24 protein-coding genes and 1 tRNA gene are annotated in these 20,824 nt (G+C 67.7%); 12 read left to right on the top strand and 13 right to left on the bottom strand.

Annotated elements, in window-relative coordinates; all coding sequences use genetic code 11:
- Positions 1-2 precede the first annotated feature (2 nt).
- The gene (hisD, locus tag JI745_RS10870; RefSeq protein ID WP_201806122.1) at positions 3-1,361 is read left to right on the top strand and encodes a histidinol dehydrogenase; all 1,359 of its coding nucleotides are present in this window, start codon (positions 3-5) and stop codon (positions 1,359-1,361) included.
- Here the strand turns inward: hisD and JI745_RS10865 are convergent, their stop codons facing one another.
- A complete protein-coding gene (locus JI745_RS10865; protein ID WP_201806121.1) occupies positions 1,362-1,550 on the bottom strand; it encodes a hypothetical protein in 189 nt (62 codons plus the stop codon).
- Positions 1,547-1,831 carry a hypothetical protein gene (locus tag JI745_RS10860; RefSeq protein ID WP_201806120.1) on the bottom strand — a complete coding sequence of 95 codons (285 nt, stop codon included), beginning with the start codon at positions 1,829-1,831 and terminating at the stop codon, positions 1,547-1,549. The genes JI745_RS10865 and JI745_RS10860 overlap by 4 nt, the downstream gene beginning before the upstream one ends.
- A 76-nt stretch (positions 1,832-1,907) precedes the next feature.
- On the opposite strand from JI745_RS10860, the gene hisC reads away from it, so the two are divergent.
- The 8 genes from hisC (at position 1,908) to JI745_RS10820 (ending at position 7,232) form a co-directional block, all read left to right on the top strand.
- A complete protein-coding gene (hisC, locus tag JI745_RS10855; protein ID WP_201806119.1) occupies positions 1,908-2,990 on the top strand; it encodes a histidinol-phosphate transaminase in 1,083 nt (360 codons plus the stop codon).
- On the top strand, positions 2,987-3,580 hold the full coding sequence (hisB, locus tag JI745_RS10850; protein ID WP_201806117.1) for an imidazoleglycerol-phosphate dehydratase HisB: 594 nt from the start codon (positions 2,987-2,989) through the stop codon (positions 3,578-3,580). Before hisC ends, hisB begins: the two co-directional genes overlap by 4 nt.
- A gap of 2 nt (positions 3,581-3,582) precedes the next feature.
- Entirely contained in the window at positions 3,583-4,230 is a 648-nt protein-coding gene (gene hisH, locus JI745_RS10845; RefSeq protein WP_201806115.1) for an imidazole glycerol phosphate synthase subunit HisH, read from the top strand.
- A 78-nt stretch (positions 4,231-4,308) separates the two neighbouring features.
- Positions 4,309-5,055 carry a 1-(5-phosphoribosyl)-5-[(5-phosphoribosylamino)methylideneamino]imidazole-4-carboxamide isomerase gene (gene hisA, locus JI745_RS10840; RefSeq protein WP_201806113.1) on the top strand — a complete coding sequence of 249 codons (747 nt, stop codon included), beginning with the start codon at positions 4,309-4,311 and terminating at the stop codon, positions 5,053-5,055.
- Positions 5,056-5,067: 12 nt separating this feature from the next.
- Positions 5,068-5,829, top strand: a complete 762-nt coding sequence (gene hisF / locus JI745_RS10835) for an imidazole glycerol phosphate synthase subunit HisF (RefSeq protein WP_201806111.1) — start codon at positions 5,068-5,070, stop codon at positions 5,827-5,829.
- Positions 5,826-6,398, top strand: coding sequence for a 16S rRNA (guanine(966)-N(2))-methyltransferase RsmD (gene rsmD, locus JI745_RS10830; protein WP_201806109.1), 573 nt, complete (start codon positions 5,826-5,828; stop codon positions 6,396-6,398). The genes hisF and rsmD overlap by 4 nt, the downstream gene beginning before the upstream one ends.
- Before the next feature lie 43 nt (positions 6,399-6,441).
- Complete coding sequence (gene coaD, locus JI745_RS10825; protein ID WP_201806104.1) at positions 6,442-6,942, top strand: pantetheine-phosphate adenylyltransferase; 501 nt, start codon at positions 6,442-6,444, stop codon at positions 6,940-6,942.
- Between the two features lie 32 nt (positions 6,943-6,974).
- A complete protein-coding gene (locus tag JI745_RS10820) occupies positions 6,975-7,232 on the top strand; it encodes a YfhL family 4Fe-4S dicluster ferredoxin (RefSeq protein WP_201806102.1) in 258 nt (85 codons plus the stop codon).
- Here JI745_RS10820 and JI745_RS10815 read toward each other — a convergent pair.
- The 8 genes from JI745_RS10815 to JI745_RS10780 all read right to left on the bottom strand — a co-directional run bounded on the left by JI745_RS10815 (position 7,229) and on the right by JI745_RS10780 (position 13,476).
- The gene (locus tag JI745_RS10815; RefSeq protein WP_201806100.1) at positions 7,229-7,597 is read right to left on the bottom strand and encodes a hypothetical protein; all 369 of its coding nucleotides are present in this window, start codon (positions 7,595-7,597) and stop codon (positions 7,229-7,231) included. The two genes, JI745_RS10820 and JI745_RS10815, sit on opposite strands and share 4 nt — an antisense overlap.
- Entirely contained in the window at positions 7,594-8,226 is a 633-nt protein-coding gene (gene pth / locus JI745_RS10810; RefSeq protein WP_201806098.1) for an aminoacyl-tRNA hydrolase, read from the bottom strand. Before pth ends, JI745_RS10815 begins: the two co-directional genes overlap by 4 nt.
- Positions 8,227-8,345: 119 nt before the next feature.
- On the bottom strand, positions 8,346-8,990 hold the full coding sequence (locus JI745_RS10805) for a 50S ribosomal protein L25/general stress protein Ctc (protein WP_201806096.1): 645 nt from the start codon (positions 8,988-8,990) through the stop codon (positions 8,346-8,348).
- 102 nt (positions 8,991-9,092) lie between these two features.
- Positions 9,093-10,076, bottom strand: a complete 984-nt coding sequence (locus JI745_RS10800; RefSeq protein ID WP_201806095.1) for a ribose-phosphate pyrophosphokinase — start codon at positions 10,074-10,076, stop codon at positions 9,093-9,095.
- A gap of 91 nt (positions 10,077-10,167) precedes the next feature.
- Positions 10,168-10,244, bottom strand: a tRNA-Gln gene (locus JI745_RS10795).
- A 30-nt stretch (positions 10,245-10,274) separates the two neighbouring features.
- Entirely contained in the window at positions 10,275-11,162 is an 888-nt protein-coding gene (gene ispE / locus JI745_RS10790; RefSeq protein WP_201806093.1) for a 4-(cytidine 5'-diphospho)-2-C-methyl-D-erythritol kinase, read from the bottom strand.
- A 2-nt stretch (positions 11,163-11,164) separates the two neighbouring features.
- A complete protein-coding gene (locus JI745_RS10785; protein ID WP_310738579.1) occupies positions 11,165-11,689 on the bottom strand; it encodes an outer membrane lipoprotein LolB in 525 nt (174 codons plus the stop codon).
- On the bottom strand, positions 11,686-13,476 hold the full coding sequence (locus JI745_RS10780) for a tetratricopeptide repeat protein (RefSeq protein WP_201806091.1): 1,791 nt from the start codon (positions 13,474-13,476) through the stop codon (positions 11,686-11,688). The genes JI745_RS10785 and JI745_RS10780 overlap by 4 nt, the downstream gene beginning before the upstream one ends.
- 99 nt (positions 13,477-13,575) lie before the next feature.
- On the opposite strand from JI745_RS10780, the gene mutM reads away from it, so the two are divergent.
- From mutM to mutY, 3 genes are all read left to right on the top strand, one after another.
- Complete coding sequence (gene mutM / locus JI745_RS10775; protein WP_201806089.1) at positions 13,576-14,391, top strand: bifunctional DNA-formamidopyrimidine glycosylase/DNA-(apurinic or apyrimidinic site) lyase; 816 nt, start codon at positions 13,576-13,578, stop codon at positions 14,389-14,391.
- A 130-nt stretch (positions 14,392-14,521) separates the two neighbouring features.
- Entirely contained in the window at positions 14,522-16,498 is a 1,977-nt protein-coding gene (locus JI745_RS10770; protein WP_201806088.1) for a dynamin family protein, read from the top strand.
- The gene (gene mutY / locus JI745_RS10765) at positions 16,495-17,559 is read left to right on the top strand and encodes an A/G-specific adenine glycosylase (RefSeq protein ID WP_201806086.1); all 1,065 of its coding nucleotides are present in this window, start codon (positions 16,495-16,497) and stop codon (positions 17,557-17,559) included. The genes JI745_RS10770 and mutY overlap by 4 nt, the downstream gene beginning before the upstream one ends.
- On the opposite strand, the gene JI745_RS10760 is transcribed toward mutY, so the two are convergent.
- The 3 genes from JI745_RS10760 to recN are packed head-to-tail and all read right to left on the bottom strand — an operon-like array spanning position 17,552 to position 20,824.
- Positions 17,552-18,175, bottom strand: a complete 624-nt coding sequence (locus JI745_RS10760) for an LON peptidase substrate-binding domain-containing protein (protein ID WP_201806084.1) — start codon at positions 18,173-18,175, stop codon at positions 17,552-17,554. The genes mutY and JI745_RS10760 overlap by 8 nt on opposite strands.
- Positions 18,162-19,121, bottom strand: a complete 960-nt coding sequence (rapZ, locus tag JI745_RS10755; protein ID WP_236674960.1) for an RNase adapter RapZ — start codon at positions 19,119-19,121, stop codon at positions 18,162-18,164. Before rapZ ends, JI745_RS10760 begins: the two co-directional genes overlap by 14 nt.
- Positions 19,118-20,824, bottom strand: coding sequence for a DNA repair protein RecN (recN, locus tag JI745_RS10750; protein ID WP_201806082.1), 1,707 nt, complete (start codon positions 20,822-20,824; stop codon positions 19,118-19,120). Before recN ends, rapZ begins: the two co-directional genes overlap by 4 nt.

The raw sequence follows: 20,824 nt of genomic DNA, 5'->3' as shown, positions 1-20,824 counted from the left end.
CCATGAGCGTCAACGTCCGCCAGCTCGCCACGACCGCCGCCGATTTCGAAGCCGAATTCCAGCGCGTGCTGCACTGGTCGGCCGAGACCGACCATGCGATCGAGGAGCGGGTGGCGGCGATCCTGCAAGACGTGCAAAAGCGCGGTGACGCGGCGGTGCTCGAGTACACGCAGCGCTTCGATGGGCTGGCCGCAGACGCGGTGAAGGCGCTCGAGATTCCCCGTGCCGAGCTGGAGGCTGCGCTGGCCGCCATCACGCCGAAACAGCGCGAGGCCCTGCAGGCCGCCGCTGAGCGCGTGCGCGACTACCACCAGCGCCAGCTCGACGCCTGTGGCCGCTCCTGGAGCTACCGCGACGCCGACGGCACGCTGCTCGGCCAGAAGGTCACGCCGCTCGACCGTGTGGGCATCTACGTGCCGGGCGGCAAGGCGGCCTATCCGTCCAGCATCCTGATGAACGCGATCCCCGCCAAGGTGGCCGGGGTCGGCGAAATCATCATGGTGGTGCCGACGCCGGTGAAGGGCAGCATCGCGACCGGCGGCACCGGTGCAGCAGGAGGCAAGGGCGAGCGCAACACCCTGGTGCTGGCCGCAGCCGCCGTGGCGGGTGTCGACCGTGTGTTCACCATCGGCGGTGCGCAGGCCGTGGGCGCGCTGGCCTACGGCACCGCCACCATCCCCGCCGTCGACAAGATCACCGGCCCCGGCAACGCCTATGTCGCGAGTGCCAAGCGCCGTGTGTTCGGCAAGGTGGGCATCGACATGATCGCCGGCCCGAGCGAGATCCTGGTGCTGGCCGACGGAACAACGCCGCCCGACTGGGTGGCGATGGATCTCTTCAGCCAGGCCGAGCACGACGAGCTGGCGCAAAGCATCCTGTTGTGCCCCGACGCCAGCTACATCGCCAAGGTCAAGGCCGAGATCGAACGCCTGCTGCCCGGCATGCCGCGTCGCGACGTGATCCGTGCTTCGCTCGAAGGCCGAGGTGCGCTCATCCACACGCGCTCGATGGAAGAGGCTTGCGCGATCAGCAACCGCATCGCGCCCGAGCACCTGGAGATCAGCTCCAGCGAGCCCGCGCGCTGGGAGCCGCTGCTGAAGCACGCCGGCGCCATCTTCATGGGCGCCTTCACGAGCGAAAGCCTGGGCGACTACTGCGCCGGGCCGAACCACGTGCTGCCGACCTCGGGCACGGCACGTTTCTCCTCGCCGCTGGGTGTCTACGACTTCCAGAAACGCAGCAGCCTCATCGAGGTGAGCGAGGCGGGCGCGCAGAAGCTCGGGGTGATCGCCGCTGAACTGGCCTATGGCGAAGGCCTGCAGGCCCACGCGCAAGCCGCCGAAATGCGGCTCAAGCGCTGACTACTTCTTGGGCAAGGCTTGCTGCATCGTGACCAGCGCGCGCAAGGTTCCCTTCAGCTCGGCGAGTTCACGCTGCTGCTCGAGCAGGATGCGCTGCATGCCTTCGAGCACCTTGTCTTGCTGGGCGACCTTCTCGCGCAGCGCGGACACGCCGGACAAGCGGTCGACGATTTCCGCGACCAGGCTCATGTCGAGGACCCTGCCTTGATCGAGTCGATCTCCGCGAAGAAGGCCTTCGCGCGCCGCTGGCCGGCGTCGAGGGTGGCGAGGGTGGCATCGAGGTCGTCCTTGGCCTTGCGGGTGGCGACGTCGAGCAGCTCCAGCTCGGCCACCGACTCGACGCCCGCGCGGTACAGGTCGATCGAGGCACGGACCTCGGCCGACACGTTGGTGCCGCGCAGCTTGGCCTGCTTTTCGAGGAACTCGCGTTGGGCGGGTTGCAAGTGCACGTGGGTCGGGATGGTGGCCACCAGAGGCTCCGTCAGACGAGACGGGCAATATCTTATGTAATGGGCGCTGAATTCAAGGCGTCCTCCTGACAAGACCATGTCATCCAAGCTCGAATCCGTCATCGCGCGCTTCATCCGGCAGGACGTCCAGTCCATGCACGGCTACGCCATCCAGCCGAGTGCCGGCATGGTCAAGCTCGATGCGATGGAAAACCCGTTCCGCCTGCCGCCGGCCTTGCGGCAGGCGCTGGGCGAGCGGCTGGCCGAGGTGGCGATCAACCGTTATCCCGGGTCGCGTATAGACGACCTGCGCGGCGCATTGGCGAAGCATGTGGGTCTTCCCGAAGGCTTCGGCCTCATCCTCGGCAACGGCTCCGACGAGCTGATCAGCCTCTTGGCGATGGCCTGCGACGTGCCGGGCGCCAGCATCGTCGCACCGCTGCCCGGCTTCGTGATGTACGAGATGTCGGCCAAGCTGCAGGGCCTGCGCTTCGTCGGCGTGCCGCTGCGGGCCGATTTCGAGCTCGACGAGGTTGCGATGCTCGCCGCGATGCAGGAGCACCAGCCGGCGCTCGTCTACATCGCCTACCCCAACAACCCGACCGCCAATCTGTTCGATGACGCCGTCATCGAGCGCATCGTCGAGGCGGCACCGGGCCTGGTGGTGATCGACGAGGCTTACCAGCCTTTCGCCTCGCGCAGCTACATCGACCGCGTGACGAAGCACGAAAACGTGCTCGTGATGCGCACGCTCAGCAAGTTCGGCCTCGCCGGCATCCGTCTGGGCTACATGCTCGGCCCGAAGGCGCTGATCGAGCAGGTCGACAAGGTGCGCCCGCCGTACAACGTGAGCGTGCTCAATGCCGAGGCGGCACTCTTCGCGCTGGAACACGACGACGAGTTCGCCCGTCAGGCAAGCATCTTGCGCAGCGAGCGCTCACGGTTGATCGCCGCGCTGGCGGCGATGCCCGGTGTGACGCCCTACCCGAGCGAAGCCAACATGATCCTCACCCGCGTTTCCGACGCCGCCGCGCTCTTTGCCGCCATGAAGGCACGCAAGGTGCTGGTGAAGAACGTCTCCAGGATGCACCCCCTGCTCGACAGCTGCCTGCGTCTGACGGTCGGCACGCCCGAGGAAAATGACCAGATGATCGACGCGATGAAAGCGAACCTGACATGACCTCCCGCACCGCGGACGTCACCCGCAACACCAACGAGACCAAGATCCGTGTGGCCCTCAACCTGGACGGCACCGGCGTCGCCAAGCTGGTCACCGGCATCGGCTTCTTCGACCACATGCTCGACCAGGTCGCCCGCCATGGGCTGATCGACCTCGACATCGACTGCCAGGGCGACCTGCACATCGACGGCCACCACACGGTGGAAGACGTGGGCATCACGCTCGGCCAGGCGGTGGCCAAGGCAGTGGGCGACAAGAAGGGCCTGCGCCGCTACGGCCACGCCTACGTGCCGCTCGACGAGGCGCTGTCGCGGGTGGTGGTCGACTTCTCGGGCCGCCCGGGGCTGCACATGCGCGTGAACTTCAAGAGCGGCATGATCGGCGCCTTCGACACCCAGCTCGCCTACGAGTTCTTCCAGGGGTTCTCCAACCACGCCGGCGTGACCCTGCACATCGACAACCTCGAGGGCGACAACGCCCACCACCAGTGCGAGACGATCTTCAAGGCATTTGCACGCGCCTTGCGGATGGCCCTGGAAATCGATCCACGCGCGGCTGGCGTTATCCCGTCGACGAAGGGTAGTCTTTGAACATGAAACGCACGGTGGTGGTCGTTGACCACGGCAGCGGCAACCTGCGATCGGTCTCGCAGGCGGTGATCCATGCGGCGCAGGGCTCGGGCGTCGACGTGTTGGTAAGCGCACGCGCCGACGACATCCGCGCGGCGGAGCGTGTGGTCCTCCCAGGCCAGGGCGCCATCCACGACTGCATGCGCGGCCTGAAGGACGCCGGTCTCACCGAGGCAGTGCTCGAAGCGGCGGCCAGCAAGCCGCTGATGGGCGTGTGCGTGGGCATGCAGATGCTGCTCGATCGCAGCGAAGAGGGCCCGTGCGACGGTCTCGGCCTGATCGCTGGCGAAGTGCTCCGCTTCCAGCTGCAAGGCCAGCTGCAGCTCGATGGCAGCCGCTACAAGGTGCCTCAGATGGGCTGGAACGAAGTGATCCAGGCCCAGCCGCACCCGATGTGGGCCGGCGTCCCCGACCGGGCCTACTTCTACTTCCTGCACAGCTACTACGCCCGCCCGTCGGACCCGCGCCACAGCGCCGGCGAGACCGAGTACGGGCTGCGCTTTACCAGCGCCGTGGCACGCGATAACATTTTCGCCACCCAGTTCCACCCTGAGAAAAGCGCTGAGCACGGTCTCGCGCTGTACCGCAACTTCCTTCACTGGAACCCCTGATCCGCTGCTGAAGCGTCATCTGCGATACACCCTCCGGGCACCCCTCCTCCCCTTCCTCCACCACTACTGCCTTCGGCCATGTTGCTGATACCTGCGATTGACCTGAAAGACGGCCAATGTGTGCGCCTGAAACAGGGCGACATGGCTGCATCCACCACCTTCGGTGAAGACCCGGCTGCGATGGCGCGGCGATGGGTCGATGCCGGGGCGCGGCGACTGCACCTTGTCGACCTGAATGGCGCCTTTGCCGGCAAGCCGGTCAATGAGCCGGCGATCAAGGCGATCCTGGCAGAGGTGGGCGATGAGATCCCGGTGCAGCTGGGCGGTGGCATCCGCGACCTCGACACCATCGAGCGCTACCTCGACGATGGCCTGAGCTTCATCATCATCGGCACCGCCGCGGTGAAGAGCCCCGGCTTCCTGAAGGACGCCTGCAGCGCCTTCGGCGGCCACATCATCGTGGGCCTCGACGCGAAGGACGGCAAGGTCGCGACCGACGGCTGGAGCAAGCTCACCGGTCACGAAGTCATCGACCTCGCGAAGAAGTTCGAGGACTACGGCGTCGAAGGCGTGATCTACACCGACATCGGCCGCGACGGCATGCTCTCGGGCATCAACATCGACGCGACCGTGAAGCTCGCGCAGGCGCTGTCGATCCCCGTGATTGCGTCGGGCGGCCTCTCCAACATTGCCGACATCGAGAAGCTCTGTGCCGTCGAAGGCGAGGGCGTCGAAGGTGTCATCTGCGGCCGCGCCATCTACACCGGCGCGCTCGACTTCGCCGCGGCTCAGAAGCGCGCCGACGAACTCAACGGGGCCGACTGAGCCTTCTTCTCCATGCTGGCCAAGCGCATCATTCCCTGCCTCGACGTCACCGGAGGCCGGGTCGTCAAGGGTGTCAACTTCGTCGAGCTGCGCGATGCCGGTGACCCGGTCGAGATCGCCGCCCGCTACAACGAGCAGGGCGCCGACGAACTCACCTTCCTCGACATCACCGCCACCAGCGACGACCGCGACCTGATCCTGCACATGATCGAGGCGGTGGCCTCGCAGGTCTTCATCCCGCTCACGGTGGGTGGCGGCGTGCGCACCGTCGACGACGTGCGGCGCCTGCTCAACGCCGGAGCCGACAAGGTCAGCTTCAACTCGGCGGCCGTGGCCAACCCGCAGGTCATCCGCGATGCCTCCGACAAGTACGGCGCGCAGTGCATCGTCGTCGCGATCGACGCCAAGGGCCGTGACGACGGCTCGGGCTGGGATGTCTACACCCACGGCGGCCGCAAGAACACCGGCCTCGACGCGGTGGAGTGGGCGAAGAAGATGGTGGCGAACGGCGCGGGCGAGATCCTGCTGACCAGCATGGACCGCGACGGCACCAAGATCGGCTTCAACCTGCCGCTGACCCGTGCGGTGAGCGATGCGGTGGAGGTGCCGGTGATTGCTTCGGGTGGCGTCGGCAACCTGGAGCACCTGGTCGAAGGTGTGCAGCAGGGCCATGCCGATGCCGTGCTGGCGGCGAGCATCTTCCACTACGGCCAGCACACGGTCGGCGAAGCCAAGGCGCTGATGGCACGGCGCGGGATCCCGGTTCGCCTGTGAAGCCTGCCAAGGCACCTCACGAGGTGCGGATCATCGGGGGGCAGTGGAAGCGCAGCAAGTTGCCGGTGGCCGATGCGCCCGGGCTGCGGCCCACACCGGATCGCGTCCGCGAAACCCTTTTCAATTGGCTCGGCCAGGACCTCCAAGGCTGGCGCTGCCTCGATGCCTACGCCGGCAGTGGCGCCTTGGGTTTCGAGGCTGCCTCACGCGGGGCCGAGGCTGTCGTGCTGATCGAGCGCGAAGCGCGCCTGGCGCATGGATTGCGCGCCGTGCAGCAGCGCCTCAAGGCCGAAACCGTGCGCATCGAAGTGGCCGACGCCCTGGCCTGGATGGCGCGTTGTTCGCCGGACAGCTTCGAACTCGTCTTCATTGACCCGCCGTTCGACGCCAACGTCTTCGAGCCCGCCCTGAAGGCGGCCGCCCGCCTGGTGGTGCCCGACGGCTTCATCTACCTCGAAGCCGACCGCGCCTTCGACGGACCCCTCCTGGGCCCTGGCCTGCGCTTGCACCGCCATGGCAAGGCCGGCGCCGTGCACTACCACCTGATACAGCGCGGCATGCCCGGCTAAACTGACCGCACCCATCGCGCCACGTGCCACGGAAGGAAGCGCCTTGACCTCCGCCACCCGCCTCACCGCCGTCTACCCCGGGACCTTCGACCCCATGACCCTGGGCCACGAAGACCTGATGCACCGCGCCAGCACGCTCTTCGAGCGCCTGATCCTGGCCGTGGCGGCCGGCCACCACAAGAAGACGATGTTCTCGCTCGAAGAGCGGCTGGAAATCGCCACCGAACTCGCCGTCAAGCACCCGAACGTCGAGGTCATCGCCTTCGACGGCCTCTTGAGCGACTTCGTCACCCACCACGGCGGCAAGGTGGTGGTGCGCGGCCTGCGCGCCGTCAGCGACTTCGAATACGAATTCCAGATGGCCGGCATGAACCGCCACCTGATGCCCAAGGTGGAAACCGTGTTCCTGACGCCCAGCGATCAGTTCCAGTTCGTGTCGGGCACCTTCGTGCGCGAGATTGCCACCTTGAAGGGTGATGTCTCCAAGTTCGTGTCACCCTCGGTGCTCAAGCGGCTGAAGGCGCGTGTCAGCGCCAAGGCCTGAGTTCCGCTCGTTGTCCCCAAGCAGTACCCGCCATGGCGCTCCTCATCACCGACGATTGCATCAACTGCGACGTGTGCGAGCCCGAGTGCCCGAACCAGGCCATCTCGCTCGGCCCGGTGATCTACCAGATCGATCCCAAGCGCTGCACCGAGTGTGTGGGCCACTTCGACGAGCCGCAGTGCGTGCAGGTGTGCCCCGTCGCCTGCATTCCGGTGGACCCGAACCACATCGAGTCCAAGGAATCGCTGTGGGACAAATACCGGCGCCTGCAGGCCGCCAGCACGTCTTAAGCGCGCGCCCCTGGCGCCTTCGGCGAGCGCTTCTTCTTCGGCGCGCCGGTTTTCTTCGCGGGCTCGACCTGGGCCACACGGGCGTAGCCGATGCGGCCATCGATCTTGCCGGCCCCCGCGCGCGGCTGCGACTCGCGCACGAGGCGGTCTTGCTGCAGCGAGTCGCCGAGCGCCCGGTCGCGCTCGGCCACCTCGATCGCTTCCCGGCGCTGCTGTGCGCTGCGCTCGTCCTTCACCTCGACCGCACGGCCCTCGGCACAGGGTGCCTGCGAGTAGCTCCGGCCGTCGGCGCCGCAACGATAGACCGCTTGGGCGTGCGCCGAAACGCAGGTGATTGAGGCGAGCAAGAGCAGAACGGTTTTCATGGCTTCGGGGGCGCTGGCGGCAGTCCTTCGGGGCGCGGCGGCTTGGGCCGGGGCGGCTTGGCGTTGATCTTCATCGTGGCACGCTCCATCTCGCCGGCGAGGATCAGGTCGAGTGCCGGCAGCGTCTTGGCGATGCAGTCCTGGATCGCGTCGCGTGCTTCGGGCTTGGGCTTGCGCAACACATAGTCCACCACCTCGGCCTTCACGCCCGGGTGACCGATGCCCAGGCGCAGTCGCCAGTAGTCGGGGGTGCCGAGCTGTGCATGGATGTCCCGCAACCCGTTGTGACCGGCATGGCCGCCACCACGCTTGAATTTCATCTGGCCGGGCAGCAGGTCGAGCTCGTCGTGTGCCACCAGGATCTCGTCTGGCGCAATCTTGAAGAAGCGCGCCAGCGCCGCCACCGATTTGCCCGACAGGTTCATGTAGGTCTGCGGCTGCAGCAGCCACAGCGGGCCTTGGTCACCCGGCCGGTTCACACGCGCGACGAGGCCGAAGTAGCTGCGCTCGGGCTGCAGAGTGACCTTGAGCTCGCGCGCCACCGCATCGATCCACCAGAACCCGGCGTTGTGGTTGGTGGCTTCGTATTCCGTGCCCGGGTTGCCCAGGCCTACCAGCAGTCGAATCATGATGAGGCGGATTATCCAGAGCGGGCCGCAAGACGCGATCCCGCATGAGGCTGTCGTCCAAAAGGAGGGACGAAAAAAAGCCCCGCTTGGCGGGGCTTTCCAGGCCTTCGTGGGAAGGCTTACTTCTTGTTCTGCTTTTCGCTCTTCTTGGCCTTCGGCGCGGGGGCGGCGGCCACGGTCGGTGCGGCCGGCGCAGCTTCTTCTTCCTCTGCGATGACCGAGGTCGAGACGATCACCGGGTTCGGCTTGCCTTGCGTCACGACGGTGATGCCGGCGGGCAGCTTCAGGTCGCTGACGTGCAGGGACTGGCCCTTGGCCAGTTCGCCCAGGTCGATGGTGATGTACTCAGGCAGGGCCGAAGCCAGGCACTGAACGCGCAGTTCGGTCACGACGTGGTTGACCAGGCACTTGTCGGTCTTCACGGCCGGCGAGTTTTCCTCGTTCACGAAGTGCAGCGGGATCTTCTTGGTGATCTTGGTGGTGCTGTCGACGCGTTGAAAGTCGACGTGCAGCACGATCTGGCGGAAGGGGTGCAGCTGGTAGTCGCGCAGCAGCACCTGCTGGGTCTTGCCGGCCAGTTCCATCTCGAGGATGGTCGAGTGGAAGGCTTCCTTCTTCAGCGCGTGGAAGAGGGCGTTGTGATCGAGTTCGATCATCGTGGGCGTTCCGGCCCCGTAAACAATGCCGGGCACCTTGTCGGCGTTGCGCAGGCGGCGGCTCGCTCCGGTCCCCTGCTTGGTGCGCTCGAAAGCGACGAATTTCATGATGACTCCAATGATGGATGAGTGCCCGCGACCAGGCTCCTCGGGGTAGACGGGCCGAAGCCCGCGGCTAAGAAGGGTTCCGCAAGGAACCCGCTCTCGTTCTTAAAAGTTGTTGTTTTGCTCTGCGAACAGCGAGGTGACCGATTCACCGTCCGAAATGCGGCGGATCGTCTCGGCGAACAGGAACGCGACCGACAGCTGGCGCACCTTGTCGCACTTCTTGCCGTCGTTGCTGAGCGGGATGGTGTTGGTGATCACGACCTCGTCGAGCTGCGAGGACTTGATGCGCTCGATCGCCGGGCCGGAGAACACGGCGTGCGTGCAGTACGCATAGACGTTCTTCGCGCCGCGCTCCTTCAGCACGTCGGCCGCCTTCACGAGCGTGCCGGCGGTGTCGATCATGTCGTCCATGATCACGCAGTTGCGGCCTTCGATCTCGCCGATCACGTGCATCACTTCCGACACGTTGGCCTTCGGGCGGCGCTTGTCGATGATGGCCAGCTCGCAGCCGAGCTGCTTGGCCAGGGCCCGGGCGCGAACCACGCCGCCCACGTCGGGCGACACGACCACGAGGTCGCGGTAGCGCTTGTTCTGCACGTCCGACAGCAGCACCGGCGAGGCGTAGATGTTGTCGACGGGGATGTTGAAGAAGCCCTGGATCTGGTCGGCGTGCAGGTCCATCGTCAACAGGCGCTCGACGCCCACGGCCTCGAGCATGTTGGCCACGACCTTGGCGCTGATGGGCACGCGGGTGGAGCGGGGGCGGCGGTCCTGGCGGGCGTAGCCGAAGTAGGGGATCACCGCCGTCACGCGCCGGGCCGAGGCGCGCTTGAGCGCGTCGACCATGATGCACAGCTCCATCAGGTTTTCATTCGTCGGCGCGCAGGTGGGCTGGACGATGAAGATGTCGCGTGCGCGGACGTTCTGCTGGATCTCGACGTCGACTTCGCCGTCGGAGAAGCGGCCGACGCGGGCCTTGCCGAGTTCGATGCCGAGGTTGCTGGCGATCTCCTGCGCAAGGGCAGGATTCGCATTCCCGGTGAACAGCACGGTATTGAAAAGCACGTTCCCTCCGTCGAGGCTCATTGGGTCGTCGCCATTGTCAACGGCGCCCTTGCACATCAGCCCCGGCGTGCCGCCAGGTCATCACCCGCGGCACCGGGAATCACAAAAGATTTGGCAGGGGAGGAAGGATTCGAACCCTCGGATGTCGGAATCAAAATCCGATGCCTTAACCAACTTGGCGACTCCCCTACACCGGTCGACTGCTTGCGCAGCCCACCTTCAACTTGTCTCAGTTGGTGCCCATCCCTTCAAGGGATGCTGCCCCAGACTGCGGCACATCCGCCCCACCCAGCCCGGCGGAAGATCCGCCGGAAGCGTCGCCTTGGGTGCAACGTCTGTACCTGCCCTTGCAAACACCGCGCTGCCTGAGCCCGTCATGCGGCTGTTGCCGAAGCGGGCCTTGAGCAGGGAAGCAGCTTGCGCCACTTCTGGGCAATGGTGCTCGGCGGGAGGCTGCAGGTCGTTGTGCCCAAAGCCGTCCTGCAAGGCATCTATGCCGGCCCTCACAAGGAAGCCCGCGACTATAGCAGCTTCGGTATCCCGGGCCAACAGGGGGCTCGTGAAAATGGCGCGGGTTTCGATGCTGGCGGCGGGTTTCACGACCGCCAGCCATTGCCGCGGCAGGGCGAGCGGCGTGAGCTGCTCGCCGATGCCTTCGACCCAGGCGTTGTCGCCACCCAGGAAGAAGGGCACGTCGGCGCCCAGTGTCAGGCCGAGCTCGAGCAGGCGCTGCAGCGGCCAGTGCAGGCCCCAGAGGCGGTTGAGGGCGAGCAGGGTGCTTGCGGCGTCGGAGCTGCCGCCGCCCATGCCGGCGCCCCAGGGCACCTGCTTGTCGATGGAGATGTCGGCGCCGAAAGGCGTCCCCGAGGCGGCCTGCAGCGCCCGGGCCGCCTTGAGGCACAGGTCTTCGGCGGGCAGGGCTGCGCCCAGATCATGGCGGGCGAGCCGGCCGTCGCTGCGGCGCTCGAAGTGCAGCGTGTCGGCCCAGTCGATGAGCATGAACACCGACTGCAGCAGGTGATAGCCATCGGGCCGTCGGCCGATGACGTGCAGGAAGAGATTGATCTTGGCCGGCGCTGCGACCTCGTACAGGGCGGTCAGGGGCATGGTCAGGACGGGTCGACGCGGGCGCGCACCAGCACGGCCGGGGGCTGTGCCCGTCGCGCGGCGACCCAGCCTTCGCCGAAGCGTGCAAGGTCGATGTGCCAGCCCAGCTGTTCGAAGCCGCCGTCGATGCTGCGGCTGGCGGCACCCGGCCAGGGCCGGCCGCGCAACCAGTCGAAGAGGGCGGCGACCGGCAAACGCTCGCCCAGCATCTCTTGCGTCAACGTGTCGAGGTCGGGATAGGCCGTCTCGCCTTGCGAGGTGGCCAGCCAGGCACGGTGCCCCGCCCAGCGGGCCTGGGCGAGCACGGTGCCAAGCGGCGTCGAAAGGTTGAGCTGGCCGGCTTCGGGCGTGCCCTTGAGTTCGAAGTTGCCGCTTTCACTGCGGGCCGGGGCGGTGGGCGTGGCGTCCACGCGCACCGACAGCTTGCCCGACAGCGTCGCCGAGCCGGCCGGCGCCTGCTGGCCCACCGAGGCGCAGCCCCCCAGCAGCGTGCCTGCCAGCACGCAGGCCCACGCGCGGTGTCTCACAGGTCCACCCGCAGCCGGGCCAGGGTTTCCTGCAGCACCTCGTTGGCCTGGTCGCGGTTGCGCGACTCGCGCAGCACGCGACGGGCTTCCTCGCGCTGGCCGCTCATCCAGAGCACTTCGCCCAGGTGCGCGCCGATCTCGACGTCGGGCCGCGACTTGTAGGCCTGCTGCAGCAGGCGCAGCGCTTCCTCGCGGTTGCCGAGCCGGTACTCGACCCAGCCCAGGCTGTCGGTGATGAAAGGCTCGCCGGGCGCCAGGTCGAGCGCCTTCTTGATGAGGTCGCGCGCCTCGGGCAGGCGCAGATTGCGCTCGGCCAGCGAATAGCCCAGCGCGTTGTACGCGTGATGGTGGGTCGGCTTGAGCTGGATGACCTTGCGCAGCAGCCGCTCCATCTCGTCGACACGGTTGAGCTTCTCGAGCATCAGCGACTGCTCGTAGAGCAGGTCGGGGTCGTCCGGGAATTTCTGGTTCGCCACGGCGAGCACCTTGTTGGTCTCGTCCCATTGCTTGACTTCGCGCAGCAGCTGCGCCTCGGCGAGCAGCTTGGCGCGGAGGTCCTCGGGGCTCTTCTCGGGCACGTTGCGGATGAGATCGCGCGCTTCCTTCACCTTGCCCTGCTTGGCGAGCAGCGTCGCGCGGTGCGACTGCACCTCGAGCGCCTGCTGCGCGTCGGTCACCTTGGCGAGCCAGGCTTCTGCAGCGGCGTAGTCGCGTTGCTGCTCGGCCGCGCGTGACAGCAACAGGTAGGCCTGCGTCAGGCCGCGGTCGGGCGACGAGACGGCGAGATCGTCCTCGTCGTCCTGCACCACCTGCACCGGAGGCGCGGGCGGTAGCGCCTCGGTCCGTTGCACGAATTGCTGCAGCGCTGCCGTGGCCTCGCGCGGGTGCTTGAGTTCGAGGTGCAGCGCTCCCAGCATGAGCCAGGCGCCGGGCGGCGCGTTGTCGGACTTCGTGACGGCTTCGAGCTGCGGCAAGGCATCGGCATAGCGCTGGCCGCCGTTGAGCACGCGCGCATACATCAAGCGGATGCCGTTGCTCGCCGGCTTGGCCTGCAGGTGCGATTGCACGAGGCTTTCAGCCGACGGCAGCTTGCTCATGAGCTCGAGTGCCAGCAGCGCCGGCAACTCCGAGGCCGGGTCCTGGGCGTGGGCCGTCTTGGCGAGCTCGTGGGCGCGAGCGATGTCCCCGGCGGCGAGTACTGCGCCTCCGAGCGTCACCTGCGACGCAGTGCGGGTTTCGGGGCTGTTGAGCGATGGCTGCAGCAGCTGCTCGAGCCGCTTGGCCACCTGCACCTTGTCGGCCTCTCGGTCGAAGAAGCGTGGCAGCGCGAGGATCAGGCCCGAGCGCTCGTTCGCCGGTGTCAGCCGGAGCGTGGTGCGAAGCGGCTCGAGGGCTTCATTGGGCCGGTTCAGATGAAGGAACAGCTGCAGCTGGTAGCGGGCGGCGTCCAGCGACTCGGGCAGGGCGGTGCGCCAGTACTGGGTCGACTGCAAAGCCAGGTCATAGGCCCGCTGGTGCAGGGCCAGGTCGGTCGCGCGGCGGAAGAGCGTCTCGTTGCGCGAGCGGCGCGCTGCGTCGAGCAGCAACTTCTGCCCTTCCAGCACCTGCCCCGAGCGCAGCTCCAGTTCGCCCCGCAGCAGCTGGTAGAACAGCGTGCCGTCGAGCGCCGAGTTGTTGACCGACTGCTCGGCCGGTGTCGGCGTGTCCTGTGCATGGGCGCCATGCGCCATCAGGAGCGCACACGCCAGGGCCAGGCCGGCGCGCGGAAACGAGGGAGAAAACGGCATGCAGGGCTCCTTGGTCTCGAACGATTCTAGGGTGGCGCGGTGCGGGCAAAGGGGGATTTGTCGCCTCATCCGACCCGTTCCGCTCGCGATAATTCCCGGATGCCAGAGCTTCCCGAGGTCGAGGTCACGCGCCAGAGTTTTGCCCACCGCATTTCGGGCGCCCGCGTCACCGCGGTGCGTCTCGGCAAACCGTTGCGCTGGCCGCTGGGCTGTGAGCCCGACGCCCTGGTCGGCCAGACGGTGGGCGATGCGAGCCGGCGTGGCAAATACCTCTGGCTGCCGCTCAGCGCCGGCGGGCTGCTGATGCACCTGGGCATGTCGGGCTCGCTGGCGTTCCAGGACCAGGCGCCGCCTCATGGCACGCACGATCATTTCGACCTCACGACGACGCGCGGCCTGCTGCGCCTCACCGACCCCCGCCGCTTCGGCGCGGTGGTGTGGTCGCCCGGGCTCGACACCGGCATGGCCCGGCAACTGCTCTCCACCCTCGGCGTCGAGCCTTTCGATGCCGCCTTCAACGGCGCCTACCTGCACGCTGCGTTGAAGCGCCGCCGTGTGGCAGTGAAGCTTGCGCTGCTGGCCGGCGACATCGTCGTCGGCGCCGGCAACATCTACGCCTGCGAAGCGCTCTTCCACGCCGGCATCGACCCGCGCACGCGCAGCGACACCCTCAGCCGCCCGCGCGCCGAGCGGCTCGCCGTCGCCGTGCGCGAGACCCTGGCTCGCGCGCTGGCGCTGGGCGGCTCCACGTTGCGCGACTTCCGCGATGCCCATGGCATGGCCGGGGAGTTTCAATTGCAAGCGCAGGTGTACGGCCGCGAAGGCCTGCCTTGCCTTGTGTGCGGCACGCCGATCCGCCGCCTCGTGCAGGGCCAGCGCTCCACCTTCTTCTGCCCGCATTGCCAGCGCCGGTGACGTCGAGGCAAGCGCCAAAAACCTCACAACTCGTCACCACCCGGGGCAACGAGTTGTTTCCGCTGCGCTGCGTCAAAAGGTCTCTGCGCTACCATGGCCCACGCTCTTTTGCGGGCACGCGACCACCCCCATGGCGACCTCCTTCGCAAGCAGTCTTGACGAACTCTCCCAGTGGCGTGCGGTGCTGGGGGCGAGGCTGGATGAGTACAGCCGTTTCCTCACCGAACAAGACGTTGCCGACCCGTCCGCCCAGGAGTCCCTGGAAGCCCTGCGCCGCCGCCTGTCGGGCGAAAAGCTGGTGGTGGCCTTCGTCGCCGAGTTCTCGCGCGGCAAGTCCGAGCTGATCAACGCGATCTTCTTTTCAGACACCGGCCGCCGCGTGCTGCCGGCCACCCCCGGCCGCACCACGATGTGCCCGGTCGAACTGGGCTTCGAGCTTGGCGAGGAGCCGGCGCTTGCGCTGTTGCCCATCAGCACCCGACTCGAAGGCCTGTCGCTCGGCGAGCTGCGCGGCCAGCCCAAGATGTGGACGCACCTGCCGCTCGACGTGAGCTCGCCCGACAAGCTGTCGGACGCGCTGCAGGAAGTGATGCGCACGCAGTGGGTGAGCGTCGACGACGCCCGGGCGCTCGGCTTCTGGGACGACGAGCACCCCGAAGACAACCCGCCGACCGACGACCAGGGCCGCGCCGAAGTGCCGGCCTGGCGCCACGCGATCATCAACTACCCGCACCCGCTGCTGAAGCAGGGCCTGGTGGTGCTCGACACGCCGGGCCTCAACGCCATCGGCGCGGAGCCCGAACTCACGCTGAGCCTGCTGCCGTCGGCGCATGCGATGGTGTTCATCCTCGGGGCCGACACCGGCGTCACCAAGTCCGACATGGCGATCTGGCGCGACCACCTCGGCTCGCCCTCGACCACGAGCTTCGTGGTGCTCAACAAGATCGACGCGCTGATCGACCCGCTGGCCACGCCCGAGCAGGTGCGCGAGCAGATCGAGTCGCAGCGCCAGGCCACGGCGCGCACGCTCGACATGGGCGCCGACCGTGTCTTCCCGCTGTCCGCCCGCCAGGCGCTCGCCTCGCGCATCGAGAAGAATCCGCAAGGCCTCGCCGAAAGCCGGCTGCCGGCACTCGAAGCCGCCCTTGGCGCGCAGCTCCTGCCGCAGCGCCGCGACATCCTGCAAGACCTGGTGATCGATGCCATCGCGCGCATGGAGTCCCAGGTCAACCGGCAGCTTGCCGACCGTCGCCGCCAGCTCGCCGAGCAGATGCTCGAGCTGCGTGGCCTGCGTGGCAAGAGCAGCGCCAAGACCCGGCTGATGATCGAGCGTGTCGACGCCGAGACGGCCGAGTTCGAGCAGTGCACGTCCAAGCTGCAGGCCATGCGCATGGTCCACAGCCGCATGCTGAAGAACGCGCTCGTCGACCTGACGAGCGACCGCCTGCGCGAAGAGGTCAACGAAATGCAGAAGGCGATGAACGCCTCGCTGCTGAACCTTGGCGCGAAGAAGGCCTTCCTCGCCTTGTGCGGCCGGCTGCGCGAGCTGCTCGAAGCCTCGCAAGTGCGCGCCGGCGAGATCCGGGAAATGCTCAACGCCTCGTTCGGCAAGCTCAACGCCGAGTTCGGCTTCAGCCTCTCGGTCAACAAGGCGCCCGACTTCGAGCGATTCATCAAGGAGCTGTCGCTCATCCAGCGCAGCTACGTGCAATACCTCGGGCTGACCCAGGCGCTGCGGCTGTCGCAGCCCAAGTTCATGGAGCAGTTCCGCCGCATGCTCGTGTCCAAGCTGCGGGTGGTGTTCGAGAACGCCAGCAGCGAGCTGGAGCTGTGGAACAAGATGGCCTCGTCGCAGGTCGACTCGCAACTGCGCGAGCGTCGCCGTGGTTTCCGCCGCCGCCGCGAGGCACTCGAGCGCATCCAGGCCGCATCGGGCGACCTCGAGCAGCGCATCGCCGAGCTCGAGGCGCAAGACGAGCAACTGCACCAGTTGCAGACGCGCTGCCACGAGATGGCCGGCCGCGTGAAGGAGCAGGCCCGCGCCGACGGTGCCCCGGCCGAAGCGCAGAACAGCGAAGCCGGCATGCTCTACGCCGCACAGGCTTGAGCAAGACGCCGAAGCAGGATCGTTTCGCCACTCCCCTGATCGCGTGGCAAGCCACGCACGGCCGGCACGACCTGCCCTGGCAGCGCACCACCGACCCGTACCGTGTGTGGCTGTCCGAGATCATGTTGCAGCAGACGCAGGTGAGCACCGTGCTCGCCTACTACGAGCGTTTCCTGCAGCGCTTTCCCGATGTGAAGGCGCTTGCCGCCGCGTCGCAGGACGACGTGCTTGCACTGTGGAGCGGCCTCGGCTACTACAGCCGCGCGCGCAACCTGCATGCGTGCGCGAAGGCGGTCGTCGCCGAGCACGGTGGTGAGTTTCCGAAGACGGCCGAGGTGCTGCAGACGCTGCCCGGCATCGGCCGCTCCACCGCCGCGGCGATTGCCTCCTTCTGCTTCGGCGAGCGTGTCGCCATCCTCGATGGCAACGTCAAGCGGGTGCTGACGCGCTTCCTCGCCTTCGACAAGGACCTCGCCGTGCCGCGCCACGAGCGCGAGCTTTGGAGTGCCGCGACCGAGTTGCTGCCGCACGCCGACATGCCGGCCTACACGCAGGGAATCATGGACCTGGGCGCGACGGTGTGCCTCGCGCGCTCACCGCAGTGCCTGCTTTGCCCCGTCCAAGCTGAATGCGCTGCTCGCCAGACGGGCACGCAAGACAGGTTCCCGATCAAGACGCGCAAGCTCAAGCGCAGCAAGCGCGAGAACGCGTGGCTGTGGCTCAGCAAGGGCGACGACCTCTGGTTGTGCCAGCGGCCCGAGACCGGCGTGTGGGCCGGCCTGTGGAGCCTGCCGGAGTTCGCATCGCCCGAAGAGTTGGCCGCGCTGGCGGAGACCTGGCCGGGAACGGCGACGGCCTTGCCCAGCTTCACGCATGTGCTCACCCACCTGGACTGGACGCTGCATCCCTTGCACGTGGCCCTGTCACCTCGCGTGACCCAGAAGGCACTCGCGTCGATCACCGCGCTGCTGCCGGCAGGCGGCTGGTACGGCCTCGACGAAGCGCTGGCGATGGGCCTGCCCGCGCCGCTGCGCAAGCTGCTGAAGACCGGCGTTACTTGACGACGCCCTTGGTGCGCAGGAACTCGTTGACGAGCTGAAGGCGCACCAGCGGGTCGGGCAGCTCCATCAGCTTCTGCTTGGCCGCCACCGAGATCGGCAGGATCTCGCACCAGCGGTTGGCGATCCAGCCCGCGCTCTCGAACTTGAAGGGCTTGAGGAACGGCTCGGTGCCTTGCTGCTTGAGCGTGGCGATCGCGTTCGCCAGGCCACGCACGCTTTCCAGATAGGCCCCGACCGGCGCGATGTTCTCGTCGTCGTCGTCGATCGCCTGCGCCTGCGCCAGCCACAGGCCGTCGGGCTGCTGCTCGCGCGACTGCACCTTGAAGCGGTGCAATCCGCGGCAACGCACCTGCAGGATGCCGTGCTGCGTGCTGTCCACATCGAGCAGCTCGGCGGAGGTGCCGATCTCTTCGAGTTCCACCGGCTCGCCGGCCTTGCGCACCTCGCTGCCCTTGCGCAGGGCGACCACGCCGAAGGGCTTGTTTTCGCGCAGGCTGGCGCTCACCAGATCCAGGTACCGGGCCTCGAACACCTTCAGGCTCAACAGCCCACCAGGGAAGAGAACGGCTTGTAGCGGGAAGAGGGGTAAGGGGAAGAGCGCTTCAGTCTCTTGCATCAAGCTCTCGATGGCGAATGAGCGCAATGCCGCGGCTGGCAAAGCGCCTCGCAAGGGTTTCGACCAGGTAGACCGAGCGGTGCTGCCCGCCGGTGCAACCGATGGCGACGGTGAGGTAGCTGCGCTGGTCGTTCTCGAAGGCCGGCAGCCAGCGTGAGATGAAGGCCTCGATCTGCGACAGCATCTCCAGCGCTTCGGGTTGGGCTTCCAGGTAGGCGACGACGTCGCGGTCGCGGCCGGTCTGCGCGCGCAGCTCGCGCACGTAGTAGGGGTTCGGCAGCACGCGCACGTCGAACACGAAATCGGCATCGAGCGGCACGCCGTGCTTGAAGGCGAACGACTCGAAGACGAGCGTGAGCGCACGACCCTGCGCTTTCACCAGGTCGCGGATCCACACGCGCAGCTGCGCGGGTCGAAGCTGGCTGGTGTCGAGCACGGTCGACACTTCGCGCAGGTCGGCGAGCAGCTCGCGCTCCATCTCGATCGCGTCGTAGAGCGCGCGGTGGCTGACGGTGTGCTCGTCGTCACGCCGACGGGCCGGGGCGCTGGGGGTCAGCTCCTGGCTCAAGGGGTGCGGGCGGCGCGTCTCGGAGAAGCGGCGCACCAGCGCGTCGGTGCTCGCGTCGAGGAACAGCGAGCGCACGGTCACGCCTTCCTGGCGCAACTCGTGGATCAGCGGCAGAAGGTGCGGCAAAGAGCCGGCACTGCGCACGTCGACCGCGATGGCCACGCGGCGCTGCTGGCGCTCGTGCTCCAGCCGCAGGAATTCACGCAGCAGCTCGGGCGGCAGGTTGTCGACGCAGAAGAAGCCAGCGTCTTCCAGCGCATGCAGCGCGACCGACTTGCCCGAGCCCGAGATGCCGGTCACGAGCACGATCTCGTGCGGCACGGCCGGCGGGGCCACGGTCGGCGTGACGGTCGGTAGCGGGTCGGGCAGGGTGCTCATGAACGTTTGCGGTGGCTGCCGCGGCCGGCCGATTCGGCGGCCACCGAGAGCAACTCCTGCGCATGGGCAAGCGTGGTGCCCGTCTGGCGCTCGCCGCCCAGCATGCGGGCGATCTCCGCCACGCGGGCCTCGCCGCTGACGGGCTGCACGTCACTGCGGGTGCTGCCGTCGCGCAGGGCCTTGCTGACAACGAAGTGGTGATCCGCACACGCCGCCACTTGCGGCAGGTGGGTCACGGCCATCACCTGGCGGTCGCGGCCGAGCTGCTTCATCAGGCGTCCGACCGTGTCGGCCACCGCACCGCCCACGCCTGCGTCGACCTCGTCGAAGATCAGCGTGCCGGCCGCTTCTCTTGTGTCATTTGCCCCCTGGGCCAGTTGGCTGGTGGTGACGGCGATGGCGAGTGCGATGCGCGAGAGTTCGCCACCGGAGGCCACCTTGCCGAGCGGGCGCGGTGTGCTGCCGGCATGCCCTGCCACCAGGAACTCGGCCGACTCCACGCCGAAGGCCTGGCGTTCGTCCTGTGCGTTCAGCTGCACCTCGAAGCGGCCACCGGCCATGCCGAGCTGCTGCATGGCCTGCGTGATGGCGCTGGCGAGCTTGGGCGCGGCGGTCTTGCGCTGGACCGTCACCCGCTTGGCCTCTGCGTCGTAGGCGGTGGAGGCCTCCTTCAAGGCACGCTCCAGGTCTTCCAGATCGGCCGCGGCATCGAGCGCACGCAGCTCGCCCTTCCATTGATCGAGCAGCGCCGGCAGCTCCGCCGGCGGGCGGCGGTAGCGCTTGGCAAGGCTCATCCAGGCCGAGAGGCGCTCATCCAGTTCGCGCAAGCGCTCGGGGTCCATCTCGGCGTGGCCGAGGTAGCTGGTGAGCGTGTGCGCGGCATCCTGCAATTGCGTCTGTGCGCTTTGCAGCACCTCGGCCACGTCGGCCAGGCGGCGGTCGTAGTCGGCCACGTCCTGCAGCGCGTCGACGGCGCGGCCCGTCAGGCCATCGGCGTTGACCTCGGCCTCGCTCACCGCGTCGAGCGCGGCCTGCGCGGCGTCCATCAGCGATTGAGCATTCGACAGGCGCTTGTGGTCGGCTTCCAGCTCGTCCCACTCGTCGGCGCCGGGCGCGAGCTTGTCGACCTCGCCGACCTGCCAGGCGAGGCGCTCGCGCTCGCGCTCCAGGTCGGCTTGCTGGGTGCGTGCCTTGGCGAGCGTATCGCCGGCCGCTTTCCACCGTTGGTAGGTGGCGACGAGCGCCGACGTGTCGACCCCGGCATAGGCATCGAGCAGGCCACGCACCGAGGCGGCGCGCGTGAGGCTCTGCCACGCGTGCTGGCCGTGGATGTCGACCAGGTGGTCGGCCGCCTCACGCAGCTGCGCCACCGTGGCCGGGCTGCCGTTGACCCATGCGCGGCTCTTCCCTTGCGCATCGATGACGCGGCGCAGCAGCAAGGTGTCGGCCACTTCGAAGCCGGCTTCGTCGAGCCAGCCCGCGAGGCTGGCGGGCGAGTCGAACTCGGCGCTGATCTCGGCCCGGGCCGCGCCCTCGCGCACCACGCCAGCATCACCTCGGCTGCCGAGCGCCAGCTGCAGCGCGTCGATCAGGATCGACTTGCCGGCCCCAGTCTCGCCGGTCAGCACCGAAAAACCACCCGCCAGTTCCACCTCCAGCGAGGTGACGATCACGAAATCTCGCAGCGACAGTCGGCGCAGCAT

The sequence above is a fragment of the Piscinibacter sp. HJYY11 genome (genome assembly GCF_016735515.1).
In the GTDB taxonomy this organism is placed as follows: Bacteria; Pseudomonadota; Gammaproteobacteria; order Burkholderiales; family Burkholderiaceae_C; genus Rhizobacter.
Note: the sequence above shows the minus strand (reverse complement) of the source record. Positions and strands in the feature narration are given on the sequence as shown.

Excerpts from the sequence above, each read along its gene's own strand:
- hisD (WP_201806122.1), top strand. The coding sequence starts at position 3 with ATGAGCGTCAACGTCCGCCAGCTCGCCACGACCGCCGCCGATTTCGAA.
- JI745_RS10865 (WP_201806121.1), bottom strand. The coding sequence starts at position 1,550 with ATGAGCCTGGTCGCGGAAATCGTCGACCGCTTGTCCGGCGTGTCCGCG.
- hisC (WP_201806119.1), top strand. The coding sequence starts at position 1,908 with ATGTCATCCAAGCTCGAATCCGTCATCGCGCGCTTCATCCGGCAGGAC.
- hisB (WP_201806117.1), top strand. The coding sequence starts at position 2,987 with ATGACCTCCCGCACCGCGGACGTCACCCGCAACACCAACGAGACCAAG.
- hisH (WP_201806115.1), top strand. The coding sequence starts at position 3,583 with ATGAAACGCACGGTGGTGGTCGTTGACCACGGCAGCGGCAACCTGCGA.
- hisA (WP_201806113.1), top strand. The coding sequence starts at position 4,309 with ATGTTGCTGATACCTGCGATTGACCTGAAAGACGGCCAATGTGTGCGC.
- hisF (WP_201806111.1), top strand. The coding sequence starts at position 5,068 with ATGCTGGCCAAGCGCATCATTCCCTGCCTCGACGTCACCGGAGGCCGG.
- JI745_RS10820 (WP_201806102.1), top strand. The coding sequence starts at position 6,975 with ATGGCGCTCCTCATCACCGACGATTGCATCAACTGCGACGTGTGCGAG.
- JI745_RS10815 (WP_201806100.1), bottom strand. The coding sequence starts at position 7,597 with ATGAAAACCGTTCTGCTCTTGCTCGCCTCAATCACCTGCGTTTCGGCG.
- pth (WP_201806098.1), bottom strand. The coding sequence starts at position 8,226 with ATGATTCGACTGCTGGTAGGCCTGGGCAACCCGGGCACGGAATACGAA.
- JI745_RS10805 (WP_201806096.1), bottom strand. The coding sequence starts at position 8,990 with ATGAAATTCGTCGCTTTCGAGCGCACCAAGCAGGGGACCGGAGCGAGC.
- JI745_RS10800 (WP_201806095.1), bottom strand. The coding sequence starts at position 10,076 with ATGAGCCTCGACGGAGGGAACGTGCTTTTCAATACCGTGCTGTTCACC.
- ispE (WP_201806093.1), bottom strand. The coding sequence starts at position 11,162 with ATGCCCCTGACCGCCCTGTACGAGGTCGCAGCGCCGGCCAAGATCAAT.
- JI745_RS10780 (WP_201806091.1), bottom strand. The coding sequence starts at position 13,476 with ATGCCGTTTTCTCCCTCGTTTCCGCGCGCCGGCCTGGCCCTGGCGTGT.
- mutM (WP_201806089.1), top strand. The coding sequence starts at position 13,576 with ATGCCAGAGCTTCCCGAGGTCGAGGTCACGCGCCAGAGTTTTGCCCAC.
- JI745_RS10770 (WP_201806088.1), top strand. The coding sequence starts at position 14,522 with ATGGCGACCTCCTTCGCAAGCAGTCTTGACGAACTCTCCCAGTGGCGT.
- JI745_RS10760 (WP_201806084.1), bottom strand. The coding sequence starts at position 18,175 with ATGCAAGAGACTGAAGCGCTCTTCCCCTTACCCCTCTTCCCGCTACAA.
- rapZ (WP_236674960.1), bottom strand. The coding sequence starts at position 19,121 with ATGAGCACCCTGCCCGACCCGCTACCGACCGTCACGCCGACCGTGGCC.
- recN (WP_201806082.1), bottom strand. The coding sequence starts at position 20,824 with ATGCTGCGCCGACTGTCGCTGCGAGATTTCGTGATCGTCACCTCGCTG.